The following is a 22,968-nucleotide window of genomic DNA, read 5'->3' as shown; positions in this document are numbered from 1 at the left end:
GCCTCGGCGCGCTCGTACTGCGCGCGGAACTTGGCCAGCAGCGGCAGGCCCAGCTGCTGCGAGAGCAGGTCGGTCTCCGTGCTGCCATAGGCCAGCGCCACCGGCAGCACGCCGGCGCTGCGCAGGCCGTCCAGCAGCGCCTGCGCCGTGGCCACGTCGGGCATCCGGGTCAGGCCGCCGAAATCCAGGATCACCGCCGCGCGACCGAACAGCTTCGGCGCGCGCGCCACCCGGTCGTGCATCTCGCGGGTCAGTCGTTCCACATCCAGGGTGCGGATGCGCAGGTTGGCGATACCCACCTGGCCGATCTTCAGTTCACCGGCCTGTTCAAAATCCATGTTCGCCGCCACTTCAGGTCCCCGTCGGTCGGTGCGCGCGCAGCGGCTCGCGACGATGGCCCACCCAGGGCACGTCGGGCAGCGTGTCGCCGTAGGTGTCATGCACCCACTGGTAACTGCACAGATCCTTGAGCAGCATGCTGGCACGCACGTCCACGTGCTCCATCGTGTTCTGCCCGACCTCGCGGAAGCCGAAGCTGCCGTGGAACAGCAGCGCCGCATCGGCGCCGTGGTCGAGGAACACCTCGCAGGTCAGCTGCGGGTAGCGCAGCTCGGCGTAACTCTGGGCGTCGGCGTAGAACGCACGGCCCACACCGCCGCCGCGGCGGCGACTGGCCACCACGATGCGGTCGATATAGAAGAATTTGCTGGCCAGGTGCTGCTGGAACCAGGCGAAGTTGCTGCTGTCGTGCTGGCTGTCGCTGCCAAAACCGATCAGGAAGCCGGCCAGGTTGCCGTCGCGCTCGGCGACGCGGAAGTACTCAGCGGTTTCATAGAACAGGCGCAGCCGGGCAGCATCCAGCGGAAGGATGGCCAGGCCGGCATTGTTGTTCAGGGCCAGGACGGAATCGAGCTCGTGCTCGCGCACGTCGCGGATGACAATCGACATTGTGACTCCGTGGGGTAACGCGGTTGGCCCGTCGAGGGGCCCTGCAGGTGATTATTGCATGGGTGGCTGCCGGGGGCACAGGCCAGCCATGACTTATGTCCGGGTGCAGCGGGGCGGGTTCAGCCTAAGATGCGTCCATGTTGGGATACCTCAGCCAAACCCGAGTACTGCGACTGGCCGGCCTGTTTACCTGGGTCATGCTGGGCCTGCCCTTGGTCTACTCACAGTACGAAGCGCTGGTGAAGCGCAGCGGCGGCGGCATCGACGTGCCCGCGCTGCTGCTGTTCCTGGCCTACCTGGCCTTCGGCGGCGGCTACCTGTGGCTGACCCGCGGCCTGCGCAATGGTGGCCATTCGGCCTGGTACGACCGCGCCATCCTGGTGCTGCTGACCATCTCGGCGCTGGCGGTGAGCTTCCTCAGCGGCTCGGGCCTGGGCAGCATCCTGATGATGGTGGCCGCCGGGGTCATTCCCTGGATGCTGCCGGCGCGGGTAGGGGTGATCTGGCTGCTGGTCAGCCAGCTGGCCGTCGCGCCCGTCTACTACCTGTTCCTGCCGTTCTCGCTGTTCGAGGCGGTGATGCAGTCGCTGCTGTACGGCGGCTTCTCCATGTTCATCTTCGTGACCAGCCTGGTCGCCCGGCAGCAGACCGACGCCCGCGAAGAGCAGCGCCGACTCAATACCGAGCTGCGTGCCACCCGCGTGCTGCTGGCCGAGAGCGCGCGGGTCAATGAGCGCACCCGCATCTCGCGCGAACTGCATGACCTGCTGGGCCACCACCTCACCGCGCTCAGCCTGAACCTGGAAGTGGCCGGCCACATCACCGAGGGCCAGGCCCAGGAACACGTGCACCAGGCCCATACGCTGGCCAAACTGTTGCTTACAGACGTGCGCGAGGCAGTCAGCCAGCTGCGCGACAGTGGCGCCATCGACCTGGCCGCCGCCCTGCGCCCGCTGACCGAACAGGTGCCGTCGCTGGATATCCACCTCGATATCGAGGAGCCGCTCAGCGTGGAGGACCCTGAACAGGCCCATGTGCTGCTGCGTTGCACCCAGGAGATCATCACCAACGCGGTGCGCCATGCGCGCGCCCGCAACCTGTGGATCCAGGTGCGCCGGGAACCCCCGGGGCTGGTGGTGGTGGAGGCGCATGATGACGGGGTGGGCGCCGATGGCATCGTGATCGGCAATGGGCTGCGCGGGATGCGCGAGCGCCTGCAACAATGCGGCGGTGAGCTGCAGATTGAAACCCACCGGGGCCAGGGCTTTCGCCTGCGCGCCTCGGTCCCCGGCGTGCCAGTGCTGATGCTGGGTGCCATCCTGGAAGGAGTGCGTTGATGATTCGCGTCTGCCTGGTCGACGACCAAACCCTGGTGCGGCAGGGAATCCGCTCGCTGCTCGCCCTGGACGACGGGATCGAAGTGGTGGCCGAGGCCGCCGATGGCCGCCAGGCCGTCGAGGTGGTGCCCCAGGTGCGCCCGGACGTGGTCCTGATGGACATGCGCATGCCGGTGATGTCCGGGCTGGAGGCGCTGCAGATGCTGTCGCGGCTGAACCAGCTGCCGCCGACCATCATCCTGACCACCTTCGACGATGACCAGTTGGTGCTGGCCGGCTTGAAGGCTGGCGCCAAGGGCTACCTGCTCAAGGACGTCACGTTGGACCAGCTGGTCGGCGCCATCCGTACCGTGGCCGACGGCGGCTCGCTGGTGCAGCCGGCGGTGACCCAGCGGCTGCTGTCCGGGCTGGAGCACATGCGCAACGAGTTTGTCAGCCTGGACCGCCCGGATCCGCTGACCGACCGCGAGACCGAGATCCTGCGGCTGATGGCCAGCGGCTTCTCCAACAAGGAGATCGCCAATTCGCTGGGCGTGGCCGAGGGCACCATCAAGAACCACGTGTCCAACATCCTGTCCAAGCTGGGTGTGCGCGACCGGACCCGGGCGGTGCTCAAGGCATTCGAGCTGCAGCTGGTCTGATCGGGGCAGGGGCGACCGGCCTGGAGGTGCCGGTCGTCAATTGGTGCCAATATGAACGCAAGTTGAAACCCTTGTGCCGCAAGGGCTGCGGGGGTCGCTTTCAGCTTCCTTGCCGAATCCGGCAAATAAATATTGCGGTGTGTCGCGTGCTGGACCGCGCGATGCGCTATCTTTCCGCTCCTTGTCTATTCAAAACCGCTGCTGGTATGGAAACCGGTGCGCCAATCCTGATCAACAACACCCGCGAAGCCTGCTAGGATTGGCGCTTCGCTTCAATCAACCCGGCCGTGGGATCGGCCCCGGAGACTCCTGAATGACCCGTATTATCGAGTTCCTGATCGCCTTGGGGATCGTGGCTGGCCTGTTCGTCATCATTGGCGTTGTGCTGCCGGGCGAGCGACACATTACCGAAAGCATCGAGACCAACCGCAAGATGACGATCGTGTACGACACGGTCAACAGCCTGCGCCGCTTCAAGGACTGGAACCCGCTCCTGCTGCGCGATCCCGCCGTTGAACTGAAGCACTCCGGCCCCGCCGCTGGCGTGGGTGCCCGCCTGGACTATTCCTCCAAGGAACCGTCGCTGGGCCAGGGCAGCTGGGAAATCACCGCGTCCGAGCCGAACAAGCGCGTCGACATCGCCATCGAAGACGAGACCAAGGGCCACGACAAGAAGACCAGCTTCACCCTCGAGCCGACCGGCAAGGGTGGCCGCAACGTCAAGATCACGCAGGACTACAGCATCAAGTACGGCTGGAACCTGTTCGGTCGTTACGCGGGTCTGTATGTCAGCCGTCACGTGGGTGACGACCTGAAGCTGGGTCTGTCGCGCATGGCCAACATGCTGGCCACCGTGCCGAACATCGACTACCGCACCGCCGAAGCCCCGCTGACCGACCTGGCCATCATCGATGCCCCGGCCGAAGACCTGCTGATCGTCACCGCCGGCAACGTCGACCGCGGCGAAGCGACCATCACCAAGTCGATCAAGGACAACCAGGAGTGGATCAAGCGCGTGATGGAGGCCAATGACCTCGAAGCCGCCGGTCCGTTCCGCATCATCACCACTGACTTCGGTCAGGAGAAGTACGCCTTCGACGTGGCCCAGCCGGTCAAGAAGAAGGGTACCGAAGGTGCTTCGGCTGAAGCCCTGACGGTGAAGATCGACGGTGGCGCTCCGGTCAAGTACGTGCACGTCGCTCCGCACCGCACCGCGCATGCCAAGTACACCGGCCACATGGCGGGTCTGGACATCGCCCGTAACGCCCTGCGTGCCTGGGCCGTGACCGGTGGCAACGAAGTGATCGACCGCCCGTACGAGTCCTGGAACGCAGGCGTGGAGAAGTCGTTCACGCCGGAAGCGACCTACGACATCTACTGGGCCGTCAAGTAATCCGACGGTTGCCTTGATGTAACGTAGAACTGAAAACGCGCCGCTTCCTGCGGCGCGTTTTTTTTTGAAGGAGACCGGCATGCTCAACCTGGAACGACGCGCGCGTAAACCCTCCCTGCTGGCCTGCCTGGGCGGCCTGCTGGCCGCCACGGCGGTCGGGCTGTCGGCCTATGCGTCGCATGGCATTGCGGAACCGTTGGCGCAGTCGCATGTGAACACGGCCGCGCTGTTCGCGTTCGGTCATGGCGTGGCGCTGGCGGTGCTGGGGCCCACCCAGCAGAACAGCATCGGCAAGCTGGCGTTGTATGTGCTGCTGCTGGGCACGCTGCTGTTCTCGGGCAGCCTGGTCGCCGGCGCGCTGTGGCAGCTCAGCACCGGGCTGGCCCCGGTGGGCGGTACGGCGCTGATGCTGGGTTGGGTGGTGTATGGGCTCAATGCCTTGAGGCGTTGATCGGCCAGCGACGCATGGCGTCGCTCTACGCGGCGCCGGGCTGCTTCAGCGACGCAGGGCGTCGCTCTACAGCGGGGTGTCGAGCTTCGGCGCGAACGCGGGGTCATCGCTGAGGCGTGGCCGCGGCGGGCGGCTGCGCACGTCGCGAATATGACGGTGATAGCGGAAGGTGGCGAGGGTGCCCCTCACGCTGACAAAAGTGAAAATGGCGAGGAAGCCGACGCCGACCAGTGAACCCCGGCCTGTGGCGATCTGAAGCACAGCACTCAACACCGCCAGACCGCAAAGTGCCAGGACCAGGCATGCGGCGAACCGGCTGCGCTTGTACACCCCGAACGCGGCCAGCAGGTAGAAACAGCCTACGGCAGCGAACGGCACCGTCAAGAACATGCGCGCGCCGGGGCTCATGAAGAGGATCGCTGCGCCGCCGATCACCACGATGCTGCCCATCGCGGCGAGCAGCAGCCACAGGTGCTTGATCGGGCTGGTGATCTCGCGCGGCGGGTCATCACGGTGGTCGTGTCGCTCGGCGGTCGGTGCCACACGGCTGGCCTGGTACGGGCTGTTGTCTTCCATGACACGGGCTCCCCCTTGGGTGATCCGCGAAGCTTAACGGCAGGTGTACCCATTGGGTAGAGCGACCCCATGGGTGGCTGCCTCTGGCAGCGTCAGCGCCGCTGCTCATCAGCCGCGTAACGGTGGTAGGCGAACGTGGCACGGATGCCACGCACGCAGATCAGTGCAACGACGATCACGATGGCCAGCCGGACGAGGATCAAGAACTGGTTCTGGAGCACGAACAGCAGTTGGCCCAGCAGGTAGTAGCCGAGCAGCGCGCACGCCGCGGTCCGGCTGTAGCGCTGTATGCCCCACGAAAGGCCGGCAAACACCACTGCATCGAACAGGATGCCACCGGTCGATAGCAGCAGCCCAAGCAGCGTGACGTTGCCGTCGCGGTAGCTGTCCCATCGCAGGATCATCGATGCAATGCTGGCGAGCAGGGCCATCACACACAGGACCCGCGCGAGGATCCACATGTGTTTGACGGGTCCGCCGATCGCGTGCGGCAGCCGGTTGGCGTGCAACGCGTCAGGGTCGGGTGCAACCGCCACGCTGCTGGCCTGGTAGGGACTGTCCTTGTGCATGCAGTGAATTCCTTGCTTTAACGGGACGGTGCCGGGCTGCTTCAGCGACGCATGGCGTCGCTCTACGGTGCGCTTGGGCGCTGATGGGTCAGCGACGCATGGCGTCGCTCTACAGCGGGGTGTCGAGCTTCGGCGCGAAGGCGGGGTCGTCGCTGAGGCGCGAACGTGGCGGGCGGCTGCGCACGTCGCGCAGATGGCGGTGGTAGCGGTACGTGGCGAGGGTACCGCAGACGCTGACGAACAGGAACACGGTGGTGAAGGCGAGGCCGGGAAGCGAGCCCTTGCCCATCACGATATTCAACAGCCCGCCCAGAGCGCCCAGCACGCTGAACGTGAGTACCAGCGTGGCGACCACGCGGCTGCGCTTGTATACGCCGAACGCCAGGACCAGGTAAACGGCGGCGATCAACGCCAGTGGGAGCAGCAGGATTGCGGTGTTAGCGCCCTGAAGAAACAAGGTTGCCACGCCACCCATCACCGAGACCACGCCCATGACGGTCAGCAGGATCCACATGTGCTTGATCGGGCCGGTGATCTCGCGCGGCGGCTCATCGCGATGGTCGCGTCGCTCGGCGGTGGGAGCCACCCGGCTGGCCTGGTACGGGCTGTTTTCTTCCATGACGCGGTCTCCTCCTTGGATGATTCGCGGAGCTTAACCGCAGGTGTATGGTTTGGGTAGGGCGGCCCCTCGCCGGTGGCTGGTTCCGCGCGCAGCCACGCAGGGCGTGGCTCTACCGCGGTGCGGTCGGATTGCCTGCCAGCGCCGCAGCCACGCATGGCGTGGCTCTACCAGCGAGGTGTCAGCGTGCCTGCCAGCACCAGTGCCAGGGCTCGTAGACGATGCCGTGCGGGTTGTCGCGCGGGTAGCTCAGCCGGAAGCCATGCGCACCGGCATGCCGCATGAGCCAGGCAAATGCCGGGGTGCTCTCGAAGCTCTCTTCGGCCGGCGGTTCGCCCGGGCAGCTGATGTCCAATGCGCGGCCGCTGTGATGTTCGCTGTAGCCCGGCGCCGCATTGACCTGCAGGATGTCGGTAATGGCCAGTCCGCGCGCACGTTTGCGCGCGAAGATGCCCAACTGGTAATCGTGGCTGCGGTAGCCGGAGATGGCCTCCAGCACGATGCCCTCGCGTGCGGCGTGCGCATGCATCCGTTGCCACGCCTGTGCGGCGCCCCGCAGCAGCCACAATGGTCGTCGGTAGCGGTCGAAACCGGCCAGCGCCAGCCGTGCCGGTTCGGCCTCCAGCGTAAGACCCGTGGCGCGCTCGTAGCGGTCGGCATCGATGCCCAGTTGCTGCAGGCGCTGCTGAAGGCCGCTCAGCGGCAGTAGTGCATCGGCCGCATGCGCGCGCTGGGTGCCGTGCAGGGCTAGGTCGAGGACGTCCAGTGCGGCTTCGATGCCGGGCTCGCGCATCAGTCGCGGTACCAGCGGCAGCAGCCCATGCGCGGTCGCCGCCGCCAGGTAGCGGCCATCGCGTTTGCGTCGCAGCACCCAGCGCGCCTGGGCGAGTGCGCGCGCGTCGGCATTGCCGCGCGCGCGCAACACGCCGCCCGGCCACAGTTCGATGTCGGCGGTGTTGATCAGCAGGGCAGGGGATCGGCGCATGCGGCCAGCTTAGTGCGCGCGGGCAGGCGCGGCCAGCGCCTGCAGCGCCTCCAGCAGGGCGCGCGGGTGTTCCGGGCTGAGCAGCAGCACGCTGTCGTCGCGCAGCGGCAGGTACAGCACGCGGCTGGCGTCGGTGATCAGGCAGAACGCCTTGCGCCCACCCAGGCGGTAATGGCCCGACTGGAAGCCCGGCATGGCGTAGCCATTGATCTTGTGGCTGGGTTTGAATTCATGGTGTTCGGCCAGGTCGACAATCCGCGCCTTGTCCAGTTGCAGCGACCCAACCGGAACGCGTCGCCGGTAGAACGTGGACACGACCACCAGATCGTCCTGCTCGATGGAGATGCGGCGGCGGAAGAAGGCCCAGGTCAGTGCGCCGGTGACCAGCAGCACGAACGGCAGCGTGTAGCCGAGCTCCAGCGGGCTGCGCTGGCTGGACTGCAGCGTGGTGACGGTGACCACTGCCATGGCGCCCACCATCGGCACCCACAGCCACAGCAGGCGCCAGATCGGGGCGGGGGCAACGGAGAATGCCGACGGTGATGCGGTTGCCTGGCTCATGCCTGCTCCTTGATCCACGCGGCCACGTCGCCGATCAACGCCGTCGATACGGTGCCAGCAACGCCGTACTCCTGCAGCGAGCCGGCGCCCTCGCCGGCGATGCCGAGGTGGTTCAACGCCGGATAGAGCCGAAACTGGCTGCGCGGGCCTTCGGGAAGGCCCTGCTGCCATCGTTTCCAGTCCGCCTCGACTACCTGGAAGTCGCGCCCACCCTGCAGCAGCAGGATCGGGGACTTGAATGCCTTTGCATCGGCGACCGGGTCCACCGCCTCGAACGCCCGCCAGTAGCTGGCCGGTTGGCCCAATGGCAGATCCTTCGCGGCCACCGGCGCCGTGCCGCGCGCGGCGGCTATCTGCGTGTCCAGGCGCTCGAGCGCGGCCTGTTCGTCGGCGCTGATGCTGCCATCGAGGTTGAACAGGTAGCGGTTCTGTTCGGGCAACAGCGTCAGCAGCGAACGCGCCGGTGCCGACCACAGCACCAGCCCGGCGACCTTGCCCGAGTGCGCGGCGATGCGCGGTGCGAGCATGCCGCCCTGGCTGTGGCCCATCACGTAGATGTGGCGGGGATCGATGCCGGGCGTGTTGGCCAGCACGGCGACGGCGGCCACCGCGTCATCGGTGGTCTCATCGTCCATGGTGTAGTCGCCGCTGAAATCCTGCGGCCGCGCGCGTGTCCGCTTTTCATAGCGCAGCACGGCGATGCCCTGCGCGGCCAAGCCGCGGGCGACGTCCAGGAACGGGCGGTTGGCACCGACGGTCTCGTTGCGGTCCTGCGGGCCGGAGCCGTGCACCAGCACCACTGCGCGGAACGGGCCTGCGCCGTTGGGCAGTGCCAGCGTGGCCGGAAGCGGCCCCTTGCCGGCGACGATCTGCAGCTCGCGTTCGCTGTAGCTGGCCGCGGCCGGCGGCGGCGGTGCAGGAGTCGCGGCTGCCGGTTGCAGGAACAGGCCGGCAACGCGCCCCTGCGCATCCACGGCGATGGTGGCGTTGATGGTGCCGCTCGCGAACTGCAGCGGTTGCAGCACCACCTGCATGCCCTGCTGCTCCACCACCCGCGCCGGCCCACGGCTGCGCAGGGCACCCAGCGACTGCCACAACGCCTGCAGCGAAGCGGCGGGCGCGGCCTTGGCCATCTCCGGGGTGAACATCGCCTCTGCGGCGGCCATATCGCCCGCTTCCAGCCGGTCCAGCAGTTGGCTGGCGGTCTGTTCGGGGCTGGCGGCGCTTGCCACCAGTGCGACCGAACAGACCAGCACTGCTATCAGGAACCTGCGCAGTGTCTGCATGTCAGATCTCCTTTTTGAAGAACAGCAGTGCCGACCCCATCTGGACGGTCAATATCACGTTGACCAGTTCCCAGCCGAGTTGGCCATGGCGGTTCATCTCGGCCTGCATCTCGTCAGGCTTCAGGCCGGTCCAGCCCGGCTTGATCTCGATGGTCAGGTAGCTCCAGCGCTTGCTCATTCCTTGCTCTCCGGATCAGGTGCGGGTTTGGGAAGGCGTCCAGCCTTGCGCAGTGCGTCGCGCAGCACGTACTCGATCTGCGCATTGAGGCTGCGCAGTTCATCGTCGGCCCAGCGCTGCGCCGCTGCCAGCACCTCGGCATTGATACGTAGCGGGTAGGCTTTCTTTTCGCTCATGCTCAGTACAACGAACCGGCGTTGACGATCGGCTGGGTGCCGCGGTCCGAGCACAGCACCGTGAGCAGGTTGCCGACCATCTGCGCCTTGCGCTCTTCATCGAGCTGCACCACGCCGTTCTTCTGCAGTTCGAGCAGCGCCATTTCGACCATGCCCACCGCACCGGCAACAATGCGGGTGCGTGCGGCGATCACCGCGTTGGCCTGCTGGCGCTGCAGCATCGCCTGGGCGATCTCGGGCGCGTAGGCCAGGTGGCTGATGCGCGCATCGATGACCTGTACGCCGGCGTCGGCCAGGCGCTCGGCCAGTTCGTCCTTGAGGTGCTGGGAGATCTCGGCGGCGTGGCTGCGCAGCGACAGCTGGCCTTCTTCGTGCTGGTCGTAGGGGTAGCTGGTGGCCATCGCGCGCAGCGCCGATTCGGACTGGATGTGCACGAAGCTCTCGTAGTCGTCCACGTTGTAGACGGCCTCGGAGGCGTCGACCACCTGCCAGACGATCACGGCGGCGATCTCGATCGGGCTGCCATCCAGCTCGTTGACCTTGAGCTTGCCGCTCTCGAAGTTGCGGACGCGCTGGCTGACCTTCTTCTTGCTGAAGAACGGGTTGTTCCAGCGCAGGCCGTTGTCCTTGGCCGTGCCGATGTACTTGCCGAACAGGCTCAGCACCGCAGCCTGGTTGGGCTGCACGGTGTACAGGCCGGTCAGGCTGAGCAGGGCGACGATGCCCAGCGCCACGCTGCCCAGCAGCAGCCCCGGACTCACGTTGCCGCGCTCCACCCCCATGATGAACAGCCAGAGCGCCACGGCCAGCAAGGCAAGAACGCCCAGCAGGAAGGGCAGGCCGGAGAGCGAGCGGACGGGCTTTTCTTTCATGGCGGGGCATCCTTTGCGGGGTGGGTTTCGAATAGTGATATCAAATTGATATCAGTTATTCAAGGGTCTTGTGGTGACCACGCCCTGCGTGGGCGACGATTCCGGCCGCCAGGCCATAAAATGGCGACCCCGCTCTGATGTCCGGAATACCGCCATGATCACGCTCGGCACCCCGCTGTCTCCCTCCGCCACCCGCGTCCTGCTGCTGGGCTCGGGCGAACTGGGCAAGGAGGTCGCCATCGAGCTGCAGCGGCTGGGCGTGGAGGTGATTGCCGCCGACCGCTATGCCAATGCGCCGGCCATGCAGGTAGCGCACCGTTCGCACGTGATCGACATGCTCGACGCGATGGCGCTGCGCGCGCTGATCGCGGAGGAAAAACCGCACCTGATCGTGCCCGAGATCGAAGCCATCCACACCGAAACCCTGGTCCAGCTGGAGCAGGAAACCGGGCAGCGGGTGGTGCCGACGGCACGCGCCGCGCGCCTGACCATGGACCGCGAGGGCATCCGCCGGCTGGCGGCAGAAACGCTGGGCCTGCCCACCTCGCCGTACCGCTTCGTGGACACCGAGGCCGAGTACCGGGCTGCGGTGGCGGCGATCGGCCTGCCGTGCGTGGTCAAGCCGGTGATGTCGTCGTCGGGCAAGGGCCAGAGCACGCTGCGCAGCGAGGCCGACATCGCGCCGGCGTGGGAGTACGCGCAGACCGGCGGCCGTGCCGGTGCGGGCCGCTGCATCGTGGAAGGCTTCATCGACTTCGATTACGAGATCACGTTGCTGACGGTGCGCCACGCCGGGGGCACGTCGTTCTGCGCGCCGATCGGGCACTGGCAGAAGGACGGCGACTACCGCGAAAGCTGGCAGCCGCAGCCGATGTCGCCGGCCGCGCTGGCGCGTGCCGAGGAAATCTCGCAGGCGATCACCGACGACCTCGGTGGCTGGGGTCTGTTCGGGGTGGAGCTGTTCGTGAAGGGCGATGCGGTGTGGTTCAGCGAAGTCTCGCCGCGCCCGCATGACACCGGCCTGGTCACGCTGGCCTCGCAGGAACTGAGCGAGTTCGCGCTGCACGCGCGCGCCATCCTGGGCCTGCCGATCCCGCTGATCCGCCAGAGCGGTCCCTCGGCGTCGTGCGCGATGCTGGCGCACGGCGAAGGCGTGCCGGTCTTCAGCAACGTTGAGGCTGCGCTGGTGAATCCGGATACCGCGCTGCGCCTGTTCGGCAAGCCGAGCGTGCATGGCCACCGCCGTGTAGGTGTGACCCTGGCGCGTGGCGAAGACATCGACCAGGCGCGGAAGATCGCGCGCGAGGCGGCGGAATTGATCGGGATCGAATTGCGCGCGTAAAGCACGGCGTTTTGATTGTTCCGTGCTGGGGCGACCGTCGGGCAGCCCCGCTCCGGGACACGCCGCAAGTACGTCCTTGTAGGCTGCTCCAAAACATCCATGTTTTGGAGCGTCCCTCCGGGGGCTACCCGCCGGTCGCCCCCGATGGATTGCGCCGTTCGGCTGGAAATGCCGGCAGGACCCACCACTGGTAGGGTTGGTCGTCAGACAACTGCCGTGAACGCTTCAACACCCGGTAACGCATTCAAATCATCGAAACGCTTTACCGCACGTCCACCCACACCAGGTGGTGGTCGCTGCCGTCGGCAATCTTTGCTTCCGGGCTCTCGTTGGCGGGCCAGAACACGCCGCTGCCGATGTAGTTGAAGCCTACCGAAGGCAGCACGTAATCCAGCCGCATGGTGCCGGACTTCGGGCCGAAATCGCCGGTGGCGTGGAACGGCGCGCCGCGACGGACGATGCCCTTTTCGGCATAGGCCAGGCTGGTCTGCTCGGCGCCCACGCTGCGCGGGGTGGGGTAGCGCAGTACGCGCGCGTTCTCGATCAGTTCGACAATCGCATCGTGCCGCCCGTCGCCGTCCACCGGGTCGTTGTTGAGGTCGCCCAGGATCACGAAGCGCGCGTCCTGTGCCAGCCCGCCGCACGTGCCCTTGTCATCGCACAGCCACGGCTTTTCGCCACTCGACAGGTATTCCTGCCACAGCCGCAGTTCGTCGTGGTTGCGCGCGGCGTTGCGCTTTTCCGGGCCGTCGAATACCGGCGGCGTCGGGTGCGAGACCAGCGCGTGCACGACGCCGTTGGGCGTGTTCACCGGCACGTCCCAATGCGATTTGGACGACAGGCGCAGCTGCGACCACACGTGGTCGTTGTAGATGGACTTGCCGCTGCGCGGGTCGATCGGGCGCAGCGCGCCGGGCATGCTGCTCCACTTCAGCAGCTGGAAGCTGCGCACTTTGGCGGCGTCGATCGGGTAGCGCGACAGCACCAGCATGCCGTACTGGCCCGGGTGCAGGCCGTAGCCCCACGCGTCGTTGCCGCGGTTGCGGCCGTCGCCACCGATCTGGCCGTTGTTGTCCAGGTCCAGCCCGCTCTGCACGCCGGTGTTGACCGGGGCCAGGTAGCGGTAGGCGAAGTGCAGCGGCTCGCCGCCGCCCGGCTGGGCGACGTCCAGGTAGCGCTGCTGGAACAGGTCGGCGGCGCGGTGGGCGTCGTCGAAGTCGAATTCGTTGAGCAGCACCAGGTCCGGGCGGACCTGCTGCAGCACGGCGGCGATCTTGCGCGCGTGGGCGCTGTCGCCTTCCAGCTCGGCGATCAGGCCGCCGGTCTCGTCGCTGTACAGCGAGGTGTTGTAGGTGGCGATCCGCAGCGGCGCGGGAGTGGCATCCGGCATGGCGGCGGTCTTGGTCGGGGTTTGGGCGCAGGCGCCGCAGAGCAGGGCCAGGGCAAGGATCAGGGGATGGGCTTTCATGCCGCTATTTTGCACGGGCGCGCATTGCAATGGCGGGTCAGATGCCGTCCAGGGCCTCGTCGAAGTCGTGCCAGCGGCGGCCGTCATAGGCCTCCAGCGGGCGGAACCGGCGCTTGTAGTCCATCTTGCGGTGGTTGCGGATCCAGTACCCCAGGTACAGGTGGGGCAGCTGCTCGCGCCGGGCCCAGGCGATCTGCTGCAGGATGGCGAAGGTGCCCAGCCCGCGATGCGCGTGGTCGGGGTCGAAGAAGGTGTACACGGCCGACAGCCCCTGCGGGGTGACGTCGGTGACCGCCACGGCGAGCAGGGGGCCGCGATGGCCGCCCTCGGACGGCCCGCGGACCTCCAGGAAGCGGCCCTGCGACCACTGGCCGATCAGGAACTGGTCGAATTCGTGCGGGCCGTGTTCGTCCATGCCGCCCTGGGCGTGGCGGTGGGTGAGGTAGCGGTGGTACAGGGCGAACTGCTCGTCGGTCTGTTCGGCGGCGACGATGCGCACTTCCAGGTCGGCGTTGTGCGCCAGGCAGCGGCGCTGGCTGCGGTCGGGCGCAAAGCGCGCCACCGGCACCCGCACGGACACGCAGGCATGGCAGTTGGCGCAATGCGGGCGGTAGACCAGGTCGCCGGAGCGGCGGAAGCCCCAGCTCAGCGCCATCGGGTACAGGGTGCCCAGCCGCGGGTCGTGCGGATCCAGGACGAGGTCGCGCGCGGCGCGTTCCGGCCAGTACCCGCAGGGATGGTCCCCGGTCTGGAACAGTCGCAGCTCGTCGTCACGGTCGGTGTGGATCGCCATGCCCACAGCATAGCGCCGGGGCGTCGCAGCCGCCGCGACTGTCTGTCGGATGAACGCGGCCGGGCGCGCGGTCAACGCGGCCGCCCCTGGTGCGTTTTCTCTCCCGTGGGTGCCAACGCACCGCACGAAGATTCCCCCCAAGAACCGGAGTGACCCATGCGCAACCGCAAACCCCTTCTGCTGCTGGCCCTTCTGATGACCACCGGCGCTGCCGGCCTGGCGGTGGCTGCCGATACCCCGGCCACGCCCGACAAGCCGGCCCGCGCGAAGCTGGACACGAACGGCGACGGTTTCATCGACCGCACCGAAGCCGCCAAGGCGCCGCGCCTGGCCGAGAAGTTCGACAGCCTGGATACGAACAAAGATGGCAAGCTCTCGCGCGACGAGCTGCCGCGCTGGCACGGCAAGCGCCACGGGCGCGGTCCGGGCGGCATGCATGAGCGCATGGAAAAGCTGGACGCGAACAAGGACGGCCGGATCAGCCGCGAGGAAGCCAAGGCCGACCCGCGCCTGGCGGCCCGTTTCGATCAGCTGGACCTCAACAAGGACGGCTACCTGGACAAGGCCGACCGCGAGCTGGGCATGAAGCAGCACCGCGACGCGTGGTTCGCCGCTGCCGATACGAACAAGGACGGCCAGATCAGCAAGGCCGAGTTCGACGCGGCGAAGGGCCCGTTCGGTGGCCCGCGTGGTGGCCATGGTGGCGACAAGCCGCCGATGCCGCCGAAGGCGAAGTGATTGTGGGGTGCCGGGTTCGCCCGGCACCTTTTTGCATTTGGGCGAACAGCTCTTGGCTGATGCACGTCCTGGTTGGGGCCGGCGGGGGCGGGTTTGCGGGACACGCTGCAAGTCCCGCTCCGCGGCCCGGCCCAGCCGCCAGCGGCTGTGCGTTCAGTCGCACGCGAGGCAGTGCCTCGCAAGCAGTGCGCCTTCACCCATGTAAGCTCGTTCACGCCATCCATGGCGCTCTACGGTCCCGCAAACCCACCCCCGCCGGCCCTTCGATAGTGCGATGGTGGCCTGGGGAAGAGCGGGTCAGATCAACCCGCGTTCGCGGGCCATGGCCAGCACAATGCCGACGATCACCAGGTTGGTCACGACCAGTGCGGGCCTTCCATACATCGACTGGTAAACCCAGCTTGGGCCGGTGCGTCCCTTGCGTGCGGCATCGCGCGCGATCATCGGCGCCATGATCCGTTGCAGCGGCACCAGGCACTGGTAGTTCACGAGGGCGGTGCCGAGCACCATCACGGTGAGCGACCCGTAAATCGGGGCCTGCAGGGTCGTCAGCGCGAGCACGGTCAGGCAGACCAGCATGGCGGTGAACGTGCTGTAGTGCACGAAGCGGTGTACCGCCGCGCGCTCGGCAGGCGTTTCGGTGTAACAGAGCAGGTAGCGGCCGCCGAGGTAGCTGCCGATGACGCCGCCGGCCATGGCGCCGATGGCGATGCCCCAGCTGAACTGCGTGCCGATCAGATGACTCTGGCTGGCGGCAGCGCCGAGTGAACCCATCGCCGCGCCGCCGGACAGGCTGGCGCCGCCCAGGCCGAGCTTGCCGCTGCCCACGCCGACGCTGGTGCCCAGCAGGATGGCGGCGCTGGCCGTCCCCGGTGCCGCCACCATGACCATCGAGACGACCGCGGTGGCGAACGCGGCGCTTGGCGCCGTGCCACGTGCGAATTCGCCGAAGCGGCGCAGCATTTCTTCGCGCACGCTGGCCCGTGCACGCGACAGGCGCTTGCGCACGGCGGCGTCGCTCAGTCCCAGCAGGTTGGCCACCTGCTGCGAGCTCTGGCCTTCGCGGTAGTACAGCAGCAGGGTCTCGCGGCTGTCTTCGGGCAGGGCCGAGATGATTTCCTCGGCGGCCAGTTCCTCTTCCGCGCGCTGCAGGTATTCCGGTGCGCTGGGGCCCGGGTCGGCGGCCATGTTGATGGCGATTTCGGCGGCCTCGCCGGACAGCGGCCGGCCGCAGTTGGCGCGCAGCCAGTCGCGGGCCAGGTTGCGGGTGATCTGGCGCAGCCAGGGCAGGAAGCTGGCGTGGTTGTGCAGCTGGTTGAGCTGCTGCCAGGCCTTGATGAAGGCTTCCTGCGCGATGTCCTCGCTGGCCTGCACGTCGCGGGTGATGGCCAATGCGATGGCGGTGACGGTGTTCTGGCACGCCAGCACGATGCGCCCGTACGACTGCTGGCAGCCGCCGGCGGCGGCAGGCAGTTCTCGGTCCAGTGTGTCGGTCAGCGGCAGCGTGGTCATGGTGTCGGTCCCGGGCGGTGATGACATCATGACGGGGTGGGGCGGGGAATGTGACCGGCGGGATTACGGTTGTTTGGTCGCCGGAGTGATCCGCACGCGGACCTCTTCCTCTTCCGGCGCCGGTTGGTTTGCCGGTGCCTGCGGTTGTGCCTGTTGCACCGGTGCCGGCGCAGCCGTGGGCGCAGCGCGGTGGCGCATCACCACCACCATGGCGACGGCGGCGATGACCAGCAGCAGGCCGATGCGGATGCGCCAGGCCCAGTTGCGCCGGGGGGCCACCTCGGCGGCCTGGTCGCGGAACGCGAATTCGGCGGTGGGGTGGTCGCGGCGGGTGGTTTCGAGCAGGCGCGCATCGCGCAGGATTTCGCGCGCACGCGGCTGGTCGTCGGCATGCACCACCCACAGCGTGGGGTGGGTGGTGGCCTTGCTGGTGTCCAGGTAACTGAACTGGCTGCCGCGCTTGCTGTGGTACGAACGCCCGTTGGTGATGCGCACGTCGATGCCGGCGTCGCGCAGCAACTTGGCCACGCCTTCGACGGTTTCCACACGCTGGCTGCTGAAGATCTGACGCATGTCTGGTTATTCCTTGGCCGGTACGGCGGCGGCCGCGGCACTGTCATCCACTACGCGGATCAAGCCTTCCTGCGCGGTGCTGGCAACGAGTATGCCGTTGCGGGTGAAGAACTGGCCACGAGCGAGCCCGCGCGAATCCTGCGCGCTGGGGCTGTCCAGCGAATACAGCAGCCAGTCGTCGGCGCGGAACGGGCGGTGGAACCAGATGGCATGGTCGAGCGAGGCCATCTGCACGTGCGGCTGGTAGTAGCTGATGCCGTGCGGGAAGGTCGCGGTGCCCAGCAGATGGAAGTCCGAGGCATAGGCCAGCAGCGCCTGGTGCAGCTCGGGCGCGTCGCCGACGGTCTCGTTCAACCGCATCCACACCTGGTGGTAGGGCGGGCGCTTGGGCGGGTGCAGTTCGTCGCGCGGGTAGACGTGCCGGAACTCGAACGGACCGCCGCGCGAGAGCCAGCGCTGCACCTTGATCGGCAGGCGCTCGAGCACTTCCTGCGGCAGCGGGCGGTTGGGTTCGATGTCTTCCGGCTGCGGCACTTCCGGCATCTTGTGCTGGTGCTCGGCGCCGGTCTCGGCCTGCTGGAACGAGGCCGCGCAGAAGAAGATCACCTTGCCGTGCTGGATCGCGGTGACCCGGCGCACGGAGAAGCTGCCGCCATCGCGGGTGCGGTCCACGTCGTAGACGATGGGGTGGTCGATGTTGCCGGCGCGCAGGAAATAGGCGTGCAGCGAATGCACGTGCCGGCCGTTGTCGACCGTGGCCTGGGCGGCGGACAGCGCCTGGCCCAGCACCTGGCCGCCGAACACGTACTTGGTGCCGATGTCGCGGCTCTGGCCCCGGAACAGGTTGTCTTCCAGGCGCTCGAGCGTGAGCAGGTCGATCAGCTCGGAAACGACGGGTTCTTGCGGCTGGGACAAGGCGGCGGCCTGGCAGAAAGCGGAAGGCGATTATAGCGGGGTCGGTTGGTCGCGACCCCGCGCGATCGGGCGTCGCGACGGCCGGCCAACGGCCGGCGCTACCGGGTCGAGACCGCACGCGATCGCCCGGTAATGGGGCACGCACCGGTAGCGCCGGCCGTTGGCCGGCCCTCGGGGTAGTTCTTTCAGGCTTTGCCGAGCCGCGCCACCAGCGTATGCAGTGCCTGCTGCGCATCGGGCGCATACCAGGCCTCCACGAAGCGGTCGAGGCGGATCAGGTCGGCGTGCAGGGCGTCATGCAGGTCTTCGCGGGCAATGGCGCGGGTGAGCAGCATCGGCTGGCGCGGCAGCTTCAGCAGCCGGCCCAACCAGGCCACCGCGCGCGGCACAACGTCGGCCGGGGCGGCCAGCTCGTCCACCAGCCCGATCTCCAGCGCACGTTCGGCCGGCACCATCTCGCCGCCGATCAGCAGCTGCGAGGCGCGATGGTGGCCCACCACCCGGCGCATCAGGCGCTGGATGCCCTCCGGCGCCACCAGCCCCACCTGCACTTCGTTCAGGCCAATCACGGTCGGCTGGCTCTGGTCCGGGCTGCGCGCCAGGATGCGGTAGTCGCAGCACAGCGCCAGCACGCAGCCGCCGGCGGGGGCGTGGCCGGTCAGCGCGGCCACCACCGGCACGCGGCATTCGGCGAGGGTGCGTACCGCACCGAAGAAGGCCTGCCAGCTGTCGAGCAGCTTGTGCCGGTCTTCGCCATGGCTGAGCAGGTGTGGCACGTCCATGCCGGCGCTGAAGATGCGCTCGCTGCCGGACAGCACCAGGCCGTGCACGTCATCGGACATGGCCTGGTTGATCTCGTGGATCAGGTGACGGCACAGCTCGGTGTCCAGCGCATTGACCGGCGGGCGGGCCAGCCGCAGCTCGCGGATGGGGCCATGGTTGATCACCTCGATAAGGGTCGTCATGCTGCGATCTCATTGCGGGCAGGGAACTGAGACGATGATAACCAAACCATTCGTTGGCGTATTGTTGATCCTGTGTGCGGGCGCAGCATCGGCTGCAGCGTCCGAACCGGCGTGTGTAACGGTGCGCGAAGGCTGGGTGCGGTTGCCGCCGCCGGGGGTGTCGATGGCGGCGGGGTACGGGCAGATCCATAACGGCTGCAAGACCGCCGTCACCGTCGTATCGGCTGCGAGCACGGCCTTCGGCGATGTCTCCCTGCATGAAACCACGCTGGTGGATGGCGTCAGCCGCATGCGTGCGGTGGAGCGGTTGCCGATCGCGCCGGGTGCCACAGTGGAGCTCAAGCCTGCCGGCCTGCATCTGATGCTGATGGAGCCGGAAAAGCCGCTCGAAAAGGGCAAGGCCTTGCCGTTGCGGTTGAGCCTGGACGATGGCCGCCACGTGGATGGCACCTTGGAGGTGCGCACCGCCACGCGTTGATCGCTCGAGGCGGTGCAGGCCATGTGCCGACCAACGGTCGGCACCTACCGACGGTTTCCGTCCAGCGTCGGTTTGCGTCCATCGGCGGTTTGCGTCCACCGGCGGTAGGCAACGACCGTTGGTCGTTGCGCTTCAGGTGGACGCGCTGCGGATCGCGTCCGGCAGCGGCGCGCTCTTGCCGGTCTGGGTATCCATCCAGACCACCACCACGTTGCCGTCCGAATACAGGGTGCTGTCGTTCTTCTCGTCCACGATGCGGTGGCCGATGGTCACGCTGCTGTTGCCCAGCCGCTCGACGAACAGCTCCACCACGATGTCGTTGGGCCACACGATCGGCAGGCGGTAGTTGACGTTGGTGGCCGCGACCACCGGGGCGATGCGGTCGGTCATCGACACGCCTTCCACGCCCAGCATCCAGCGCACGCGCGCCTCTTCCAGGTAGGAAATGTACTTGGCGTTGTTGACGTGGCCCATGCTGTCCATGTCGCGCCAGCGCACGCTGATCGGTACGCGGGCCAGGATCTTGTGTTCGGTGCTCATTACTTCTTCTTCGCCTTCGTGGTCTTGGCAGGGCTGGTCTTGCTGGGGGTGGTGGCGCGCTTGGCGGCGACCGCCTTCTTGGCGACCTTGGCCGGCTTCTCCGGCTTGGCCTTGCGCGGCGGGCGGGCGTCGGGCTTGTTGGCCACCGCCGCCGGGCGTTCCGGGCGGGCGCTGACCGAGGGCAGCATCTTGGCCAGGAACTGGCCGGTGTACGAGGTCGGGCAGGCCGCCACGTCTTCCGGCGTACCGGTGACCAGGATGGTGCCGCCGCGATGGCCGCCTTCCGGACCCAGGTCCACGATCCAGTCTGCGGTCTTGATCACGTCCAGGTTGTGCTCGATCACCACCACCGTGTTGCCCTCGTCGCGCAGCTTGTGCAGCACGCCGAGCAGCGCCTCGATATCGTGGAAGTGCAGGCCGGTGGTCGGCTCGTCCAGGATGTACAGCGTGCGCCCGGTATCGCGGCGCGACAGTTCCTTGGACAGCTTCACGCGCTGTGCCTCACCGCCGGACAGCGTGGTCGCGCTCTGGCCCAGCTTGATGTAGCTCAGGCCGACGTCCACCAGCGTTTCCAGCTTGCGCGCGATGCTCGGCACCGGTTCGAACAGCTTCAGCGCATCTTCGACGGTCATCTGCAGCACGTCGTTGATGTTGTAGCCCTTGTACAGGATCTCCAACGTTTCGCGGTTGTAGCGCTTGCCGTGGCACACATCGCAGGGCACGTACACGTCCGGCAGGAAGTGCATTTCCACCTTGATCAGGCCATCGCCCTGGCACGCTTCGCAGCGGCCACCACGGACGTTGAAGCTGAAACGGCCCGGCGAATAACCACGCGCGCGCGCTTCCGGAACCTGCGCGTACAGCTCGCGCAGCGGGGTGAACAGGCCGGTGTAGGTGGCCGGGTTCGAGCGCGGCGTGCGGCCGATCGGCGACTGGTCGATGTCCACCACCTTGTCGAACAGGTCCAGCCCTTCGACCTCCTTGTACGGCGCGATCGGGTGCGAGGAGCCGTTGATCTCGTTGGCGGCCAGCGAGAACAGGGTGTCGTTGATCAGGGTCGACTTGCCCGAACCGGACACGCCGGTGATGCAGGTCAGCAGGCCCGACGGAATGTCCAGGTCCACGCCCTTGAGGTTGTTGCCGCTGGCACCACGCAGGTGCAGCGTCATCTTCGGGTTGGCCTTGTGCCGGCGCGCGGGAATCTCGATCGAGCGCTTGCCCGACAGGTACTGGCCGGTGAGCGAACGCGGCGCGTCGAGGATGTCCTGCAGGGTGCCCTGGCCGACGATCTCGCCGCCATGCACGCCCGCGCCCGGACCGATGTCCAGCACGTAGTCGGCCAGACGGATCGCGTCTTCGTCATGCTCGACCACGATCACCGTGTTGCCCAGGTCGCGCAGGCGGGTGAGGGTGCCCAGCAGGCGCTCGTTGTCGCGCTGGTGCAGGCCGATGGACGGCTCGTCGAGCACGTACATCACGCCGACCAGGCCCGCACCGATCTGGCTGGCCAGGCGGATGCGCTGCGCTTCGCCGCCGGACAGGGTGTCGGCCTTGCGCTCCAGGGTGAGGTAATCCAGGCCCACGTCGACCAGGAAGCCGAGCCGCTCGCCGATCTCCTTGACGATCTTGCCGGCGATCTCGCCGCGCCAGCCGGGCAGGCTCATGCCGCTGAAGAACTTCAGTGCTTCATCGATCGGCAGCACCACCAGTTCCGGCAGGGCGCGGTCGGCCACGAACACGTTGCGCGCGGCGCGGTTCAGGCGCTGGCCCTGGCACTCGGGGCAGTTGCGCTCGCTGATGTACTTGGCCAGCTCTTCGCGCACCGCCGCCGATTCGGTTTCCTTGTAGCGGCGCTCGAGGTTGGGAATGATGCCCTCGAAGCGGTGCTTGCGCTGGGTGCGGCCGCCGGCTTCGGTGAAGTAGGTGAAGGTGATGGTCTCATCGCCGCTGCCGTACAGCACCGCCTGGCGCACGTCGTCGGCCAGGCTCTGCCACGGCGCGTCCACGTCGAACTTGTAGTGCTTGGCCAGCGAGGCGATGAGCTGGAAGTAGTACGCGTTGCGGCGGTCCCAGCCGCGCACGGCACCGGCCGACAGCGACAGCTCCGGGTGCACCACCACGCGCGAGGGATCGAAGAATTCGGCCATGCCCAGGCCGTCGCAGCCCGGGCAGGCGCCGACCGGCGAGTTGAACGAGAACAGGCGCGGTTCCAGCTCCGGCAGCGAGTAATCGCAGACCGGGCAGCTGTACTTGGACGAGAACAGATGCGCCGGCGCGTCCTCGACATCCAGCGACTGCACCGAGACCATGCCGTCGCCGAGCTTCAGCGCGGTTTCGAAGCTCTCGGCCAGGCGCTGCTTGATGTCCTCGCGCGGGCGGAAGCGATCGATCACCGCCTCGATGGTGTGCTTCTGGCGCAGCGCCAGCGGCGGCACCGCGTCGATTTCATGCAGCGCACCGTCCACCCGCACGCGCACGAAGCCCTGCGCGCGCAGCTGGTCGAACACCTGCGCATGCTCGCCCTTGCGCTCACGGATCACCGGCGCCAGCAGCATGTAACGCTGCTCCGGGTCCAGGGTGAGCACGTGGTCGACCATCTGGCTCACGGTCTGCGCTTCCAGCGGGTAGCCGTGGTCCGGGCAGCGCGGGCTGCCGACGCGGGCGTACAGCAGGCGCAGGTAGTCGTAGATCTCGGTGATCGTGCCGACGGTCGAGCGCGGGTTGTGCGAGGTCGACTTCTGCTCGATCGAGATCGCCGGGGACAGGCCCTCGATATGGTCCAGGTCCGGCTTCTCCATCACGCTCAGGAACTGGCGGGCATAGGCCGACAGCGATTCCACGTAACGGCGCTGGCCTTCGGCATAGATGGTGTCGAAGGCCAACGAGGACTTGCCCGAGCCGGACAGGCCGGTGATGACAATGAGCTTGTCGCGGGGCAGGTCGAGATCGATGTTCTTGAGGTTGTGCGTCCGCGCGCCGCGGATGCGGATGAAATCCATCGCCATGGGGGATCCGTTGAAAGTGGGGCAAGCGGAGACGGCAATCGGTCAGC

Annotated in this window: 25 protein-coding genes and 1 pseudogene; 7 read left to right on the top strand and 19 right to left on the bottom strand. The window is 67.4% G+C overall.

Annotated features, from left to right (window positions below; translation table 11 throughout):
• Positions 1-338: pseudogene (gene minC, locus ACREPD_RS11355) on the bottom strand (septum site-determining protein MinC); the annotation flags it as partial.
• Positions 339-351: 13 nt separating this feature from the next.
• On the bottom strand, positions 352-948 hold the full coding sequence (locus tag ACREPD_RS11350; protein WP_421568778.1) for a GNAT family N-acetyltransferase: 597 nt from the start codon (positions 946-948) through the stop codon (positions 352-354).
• A gap of 137 nt (positions 949-1,085) precedes the next feature.
• On the opposite strand from ACREPD_RS11350, the gene ACREPD_RS11345 reads away from it, so the two are divergent.
• The 4 genes from ACREPD_RS11345 (at position 1,086) to ACREPD_RS11330 (ending at position 4,770) form a co-directional block, all read left to right on the top strand.
• The gene (locus ACREPD_RS11345; protein ID WP_431599434.1) at positions 1,086-2,285 is read left to right on the top strand and encodes a sensor histidine kinase; all 1,200 of its coding nucleotides are present in this window, start codon (positions 1,086-1,088) and stop codon (positions 2,283-2,285) included.
• Positions 2,285-2,926 (top strand): response regulator, encoded by a 642-nt coding sequence (locus ACREPD_RS11340; protein ID WP_019184539.1) that lies wholly within the window; start codon positions 2,285-2,287, stop codon positions 2,924-2,926. The genes ACREPD_RS11345 and ACREPD_RS11340 overlap by 1 nt, the downstream gene beginning before the upstream one ends.
• 313 nt (positions 2,927-3,239) lie before the next feature.
• Positions 3,240-4,319 carry an SRPBCC family protein gene (locus ACREPD_RS11335; RefSeq protein ID WP_431599433.1) on the top strand — a complete coding sequence of 360 codons (1,080 nt, stop codon included), beginning with the start codon at positions 3,240-3,242 and terminating at the stop codon, positions 4,317-4,319.
• A gap of 79 nt (positions 4,320-4,398) precedes the next feature.
• Positions 4,399-4,770: a DUF423 domain-containing protein gene (locus ACREPD_RS11330; RefSeq protein ID WP_431599432.1), complete on the top strand. Its 372-nt coding sequence runs from the start codon at positions 4,399-4,401 to the stop codon at positions 4,768-4,770.
• Between the two features lie 66 nt (positions 4,771-4,836).
• Here the strand turns inward: ACREPD_RS11330 and ACREPD_RS11325 are convergent, their stop codons facing one another.
• The 9 genes from ACREPD_RS11325 to ACREPD_RS11285 all read right to left on the bottom strand — a co-directional run bounded on the left by ACREPD_RS11325 (position 4,837) and on the right by ACREPD_RS11285 (position 10,502).
• The gene (locus tag ACREPD_RS11325) at positions 4,837-5,346 is read right to left on the bottom strand and encodes a hypothetical protein (RefSeq protein WP_431599431.1); all 510 of its coding nucleotides are present in this window, start codon (positions 5,344-5,346) and stop codon (positions 4,837-4,839) included.
• A 92-nt stretch (positions 5,347-5,438) separates the two neighbouring features.
• The gene (locus tag ACREPD_RS11320; protein WP_431599430.1) at positions 5,439-5,915 is read right to left on the bottom strand and encodes a hypothetical protein; all 477 of its coding nucleotides are present in this window, start codon (positions 5,913-5,915) and stop codon (positions 5,439-5,441) included.
• A 109-nt stretch (positions 5,916-6,024) separates the two neighbouring features.
• A complete protein-coding gene (locus ACREPD_RS11315) occupies positions 6,025-6,534 on the bottom strand; it encodes a hypothetical protein (RefSeq protein ID WP_431599429.1) in 510 nt (169 codons plus the stop codon).
• A gap of 181 nt (positions 6,535-6,715) precedes the next feature.
• Positions 6,716-7,519, bottom strand: coding sequence for a M15 family metallopeptidase (locus ACREPD_RS11310; protein WP_431599428.1), 804 nt, complete (start codon positions 7,517-7,519; stop codon positions 6,716-6,718).
• A 9-nt stretch (positions 7,520-7,528) separates the two neighbouring features.
• Complete coding sequence (locus tag ACREPD_RS11305) at positions 7,529-8,080, bottom strand: PH domain-containing protein (protein WP_431599427.1); 552 nt, start codon at positions 8,078-8,080, stop codon at positions 7,529-7,531.
• The gene (locus tag ACREPD_RS11300; protein ID WP_431599426.1) at positions 8,077-9,366 is read right to left on the bottom strand and encodes an alpha/beta fold hydrolase; all 1,290 of its coding nucleotides are present in this window, start codon (positions 9,364-9,366) and stop codon (positions 8,077-8,079) included. The genes ACREPD_RS11305 and ACREPD_RS11300 overlap by 4 nt, the downstream gene beginning before the upstream one ends.
• A 1-nt stretch (position 9,367) precedes the next feature.
• Positions 9,368-9,544: a DUF4177 domain-containing protein gene (locus tag ACREPD_RS11295; RefSeq protein WP_431599425.1), complete on the bottom strand. Its 177-nt coding sequence runs from the start codon at positions 9,542-9,544 to the stop codon at positions 9,368-9,370.
• On the bottom strand, positions 9,541-9,720 hold the full coding sequence (locus tag ACREPD_RS11290) for an Arc family DNA binding domain-containing protein (RefSeq protein WP_431599424.1): 180 nt from the start codon (positions 9,718-9,720) through the stop codon (positions 9,541-9,543). Before ACREPD_RS11290 ends, ACREPD_RS11295 begins: the two co-directional genes overlap by 4 nt.
• A gap of 2 nt (positions 9,721-9,722) precedes the next feature.
• On the bottom strand, positions 9,723-10,502 hold the full coding sequence (locus ACREPD_RS11285; protein WP_431599436.1) for an SPFH domain-containing protein: 780 nt from the start codon (positions 10,500-10,502) through the stop codon (positions 9,723-9,725).
• A gap of 244 nt (positions 10,503-10,746) precedes the next feature.
• Between ACREPD_RS11285 and purT the strand changes: the two genes are divergently transcribed.
• Positions 10,747-11,934: a formate-dependent phosphoribosylglycinamide formyltransferase gene (purT, locus tag ACREPD_RS11280; RefSeq protein ID WP_431599423.1), complete on the top strand. Its 1,188-nt coding sequence runs from the start codon at positions 10,747-10,749 to the stop codon at positions 11,932-11,934.
• A gap of 262 nt (positions 11,935-12,196) precedes the next feature.
• On the opposite strand, the gene ACREPD_RS11275 is transcribed toward purT, so the two are convergent.
• Both ACREPD_RS11275 and ACREPD_RS11270 read right to left on the bottom strand, forming a co-directional pair.
• Entirely contained in the window at positions 12,197-13,489 is a 1,293-nt protein-coding gene (locus ACREPD_RS11275) for an endonuclease/exonuclease/phosphatase family protein (RefSeq protein ID WP_431599422.1), read from the bottom strand.
• Positions 13,440-14,195: an arginyltransferase gene (locus ACREPD_RS11270; RefSeq protein ID WP_431599421.1), complete on the bottom strand. Its 756-nt coding sequence runs from the start codon at positions 14,193-14,195 to the stop codon at positions 13,440-13,442. Before ACREPD_RS11270 ends, ACREPD_RS11275 begins: the two co-directional genes overlap by 50 nt.
• Before the next feature lie 156 nt (positions 14,196-14,351).
• Here ACREPD_RS11270 and ACREPD_RS11265 point away from each other — a divergent pair, with 156 nt between their 5' ends.
• Positions 14,352-14,933, top strand: coding sequence for an EF-hand domain-containing protein (locus ACREPD_RS11265; protein ID WP_431599420.1), 582 nt, complete (start codon positions 14,352-14,354; stop codon positions 14,931-14,933).
• 297 nt (positions 14,934-15,230) lie between these two features.
• On the opposite strand, the gene ACREPD_RS11260 is transcribed toward ACREPD_RS11265, so the two are convergent.
• The 4 genes from ACREPD_RS11260 to ACREPD_RS11245 all read right to left on the bottom strand — a co-directional run bounded on the left by ACREPD_RS11260 (position 15,231) and on the right by ACREPD_RS11245 (position 18,898).
• Entirely contained in the window at positions 15,231-16,445 is a 1,215-nt protein-coding gene (locus tag ACREPD_RS11260; protein WP_431599419.1) for an RNA polymerase sigma factor, read from the bottom strand.
• A 63-nt stretch (positions 16,446-16,508) separates the two neighbouring features.
• Entirely contained in the window at positions 16,509-17,018 is a 510-nt protein-coding gene (locus ACREPD_RS11255; RefSeq protein WP_431599418.1) for a putative signal transducing protein, read from the bottom strand.
• Between the two features lie 6 nt (positions 17,019-17,024).
• On the bottom strand, positions 17,025-17,933 hold the full coding sequence (gene tesB / locus ACREPD_RS11250) for an acyl-CoA thioesterase II (protein ID WP_431599417.1): 909 nt from the start codon (positions 17,931-17,933) through the stop codon (positions 17,025-17,027).
• Between the two features lie 185 nt (positions 17,934-18,118).
• Entirely contained in the window at positions 18,119-18,898 is a 780-nt protein-coding gene (locus ACREPD_RS11245) for an enoyl-CoA hydratase/isomerase family protein (RefSeq protein WP_431599416.1), read from the bottom strand.
• Between the two features lie 34 nt (positions 18,899-18,932).
• Here ACREPD_RS11245 and ACREPD_RS11240 point away from each other — a divergent pair, with 34 nt between their 5' ends.
• Positions 18,933-19,376 (top strand): copper chaperone PCu(A)C, encoded by a 444-nt coding sequence (locus ACREPD_RS11240; protein ID WP_431599415.1) that lies wholly within the window; start codon positions 18,933-18,935, stop codon positions 19,374-19,376.
• Between the two features lie 132 nt (positions 19,377-19,508).
• On the opposite strand, the gene ACREPD_RS11235 is transcribed toward ACREPD_RS11240, so the two are convergent.
• Both ACREPD_RS11235 and uvrA read right to left on the bottom strand, forming a co-directional pair.
• On the bottom strand, positions 19,509-19,916 hold the full coding sequence (locus ACREPD_RS11235) for an acyl-CoA thioesterase (protein WP_431599414.1): 408 nt from the start codon (positions 19,914-19,916) through the stop codon (positions 19,509-19,511).
• Positions 19,916-22,921 carry an excinuclease ABC subunit UvrA gene (gene uvrA / locus ACREPD_RS11230; RefSeq protein ID WP_431599413.1) on the bottom strand — a complete coding sequence of 1,002 codons (3,006 nt, stop codon included), beginning with the start codon at positions 22,919-22,921 and terminating at the stop codon, positions 19,916-19,918. Before uvrA ends, ACREPD_RS11235 begins: the two co-directional genes overlap by 1 nt.
• Positions 22,922-22,968 lie beyond the last annotated feature (47 nt).

This window comes from Stenotrophomonas sp., from assembly GCF_050737075.1.
GTDB lineage: Bacteria > Pseudomonadota > Gammaproteobacteria > Xanthomonadales > Xanthomonadaceae > Stenotrophomonas.
Note: the sequence above shows the minus strand (reverse complement) of the source record. Positions and strands in the feature narration are given on the sequence as shown.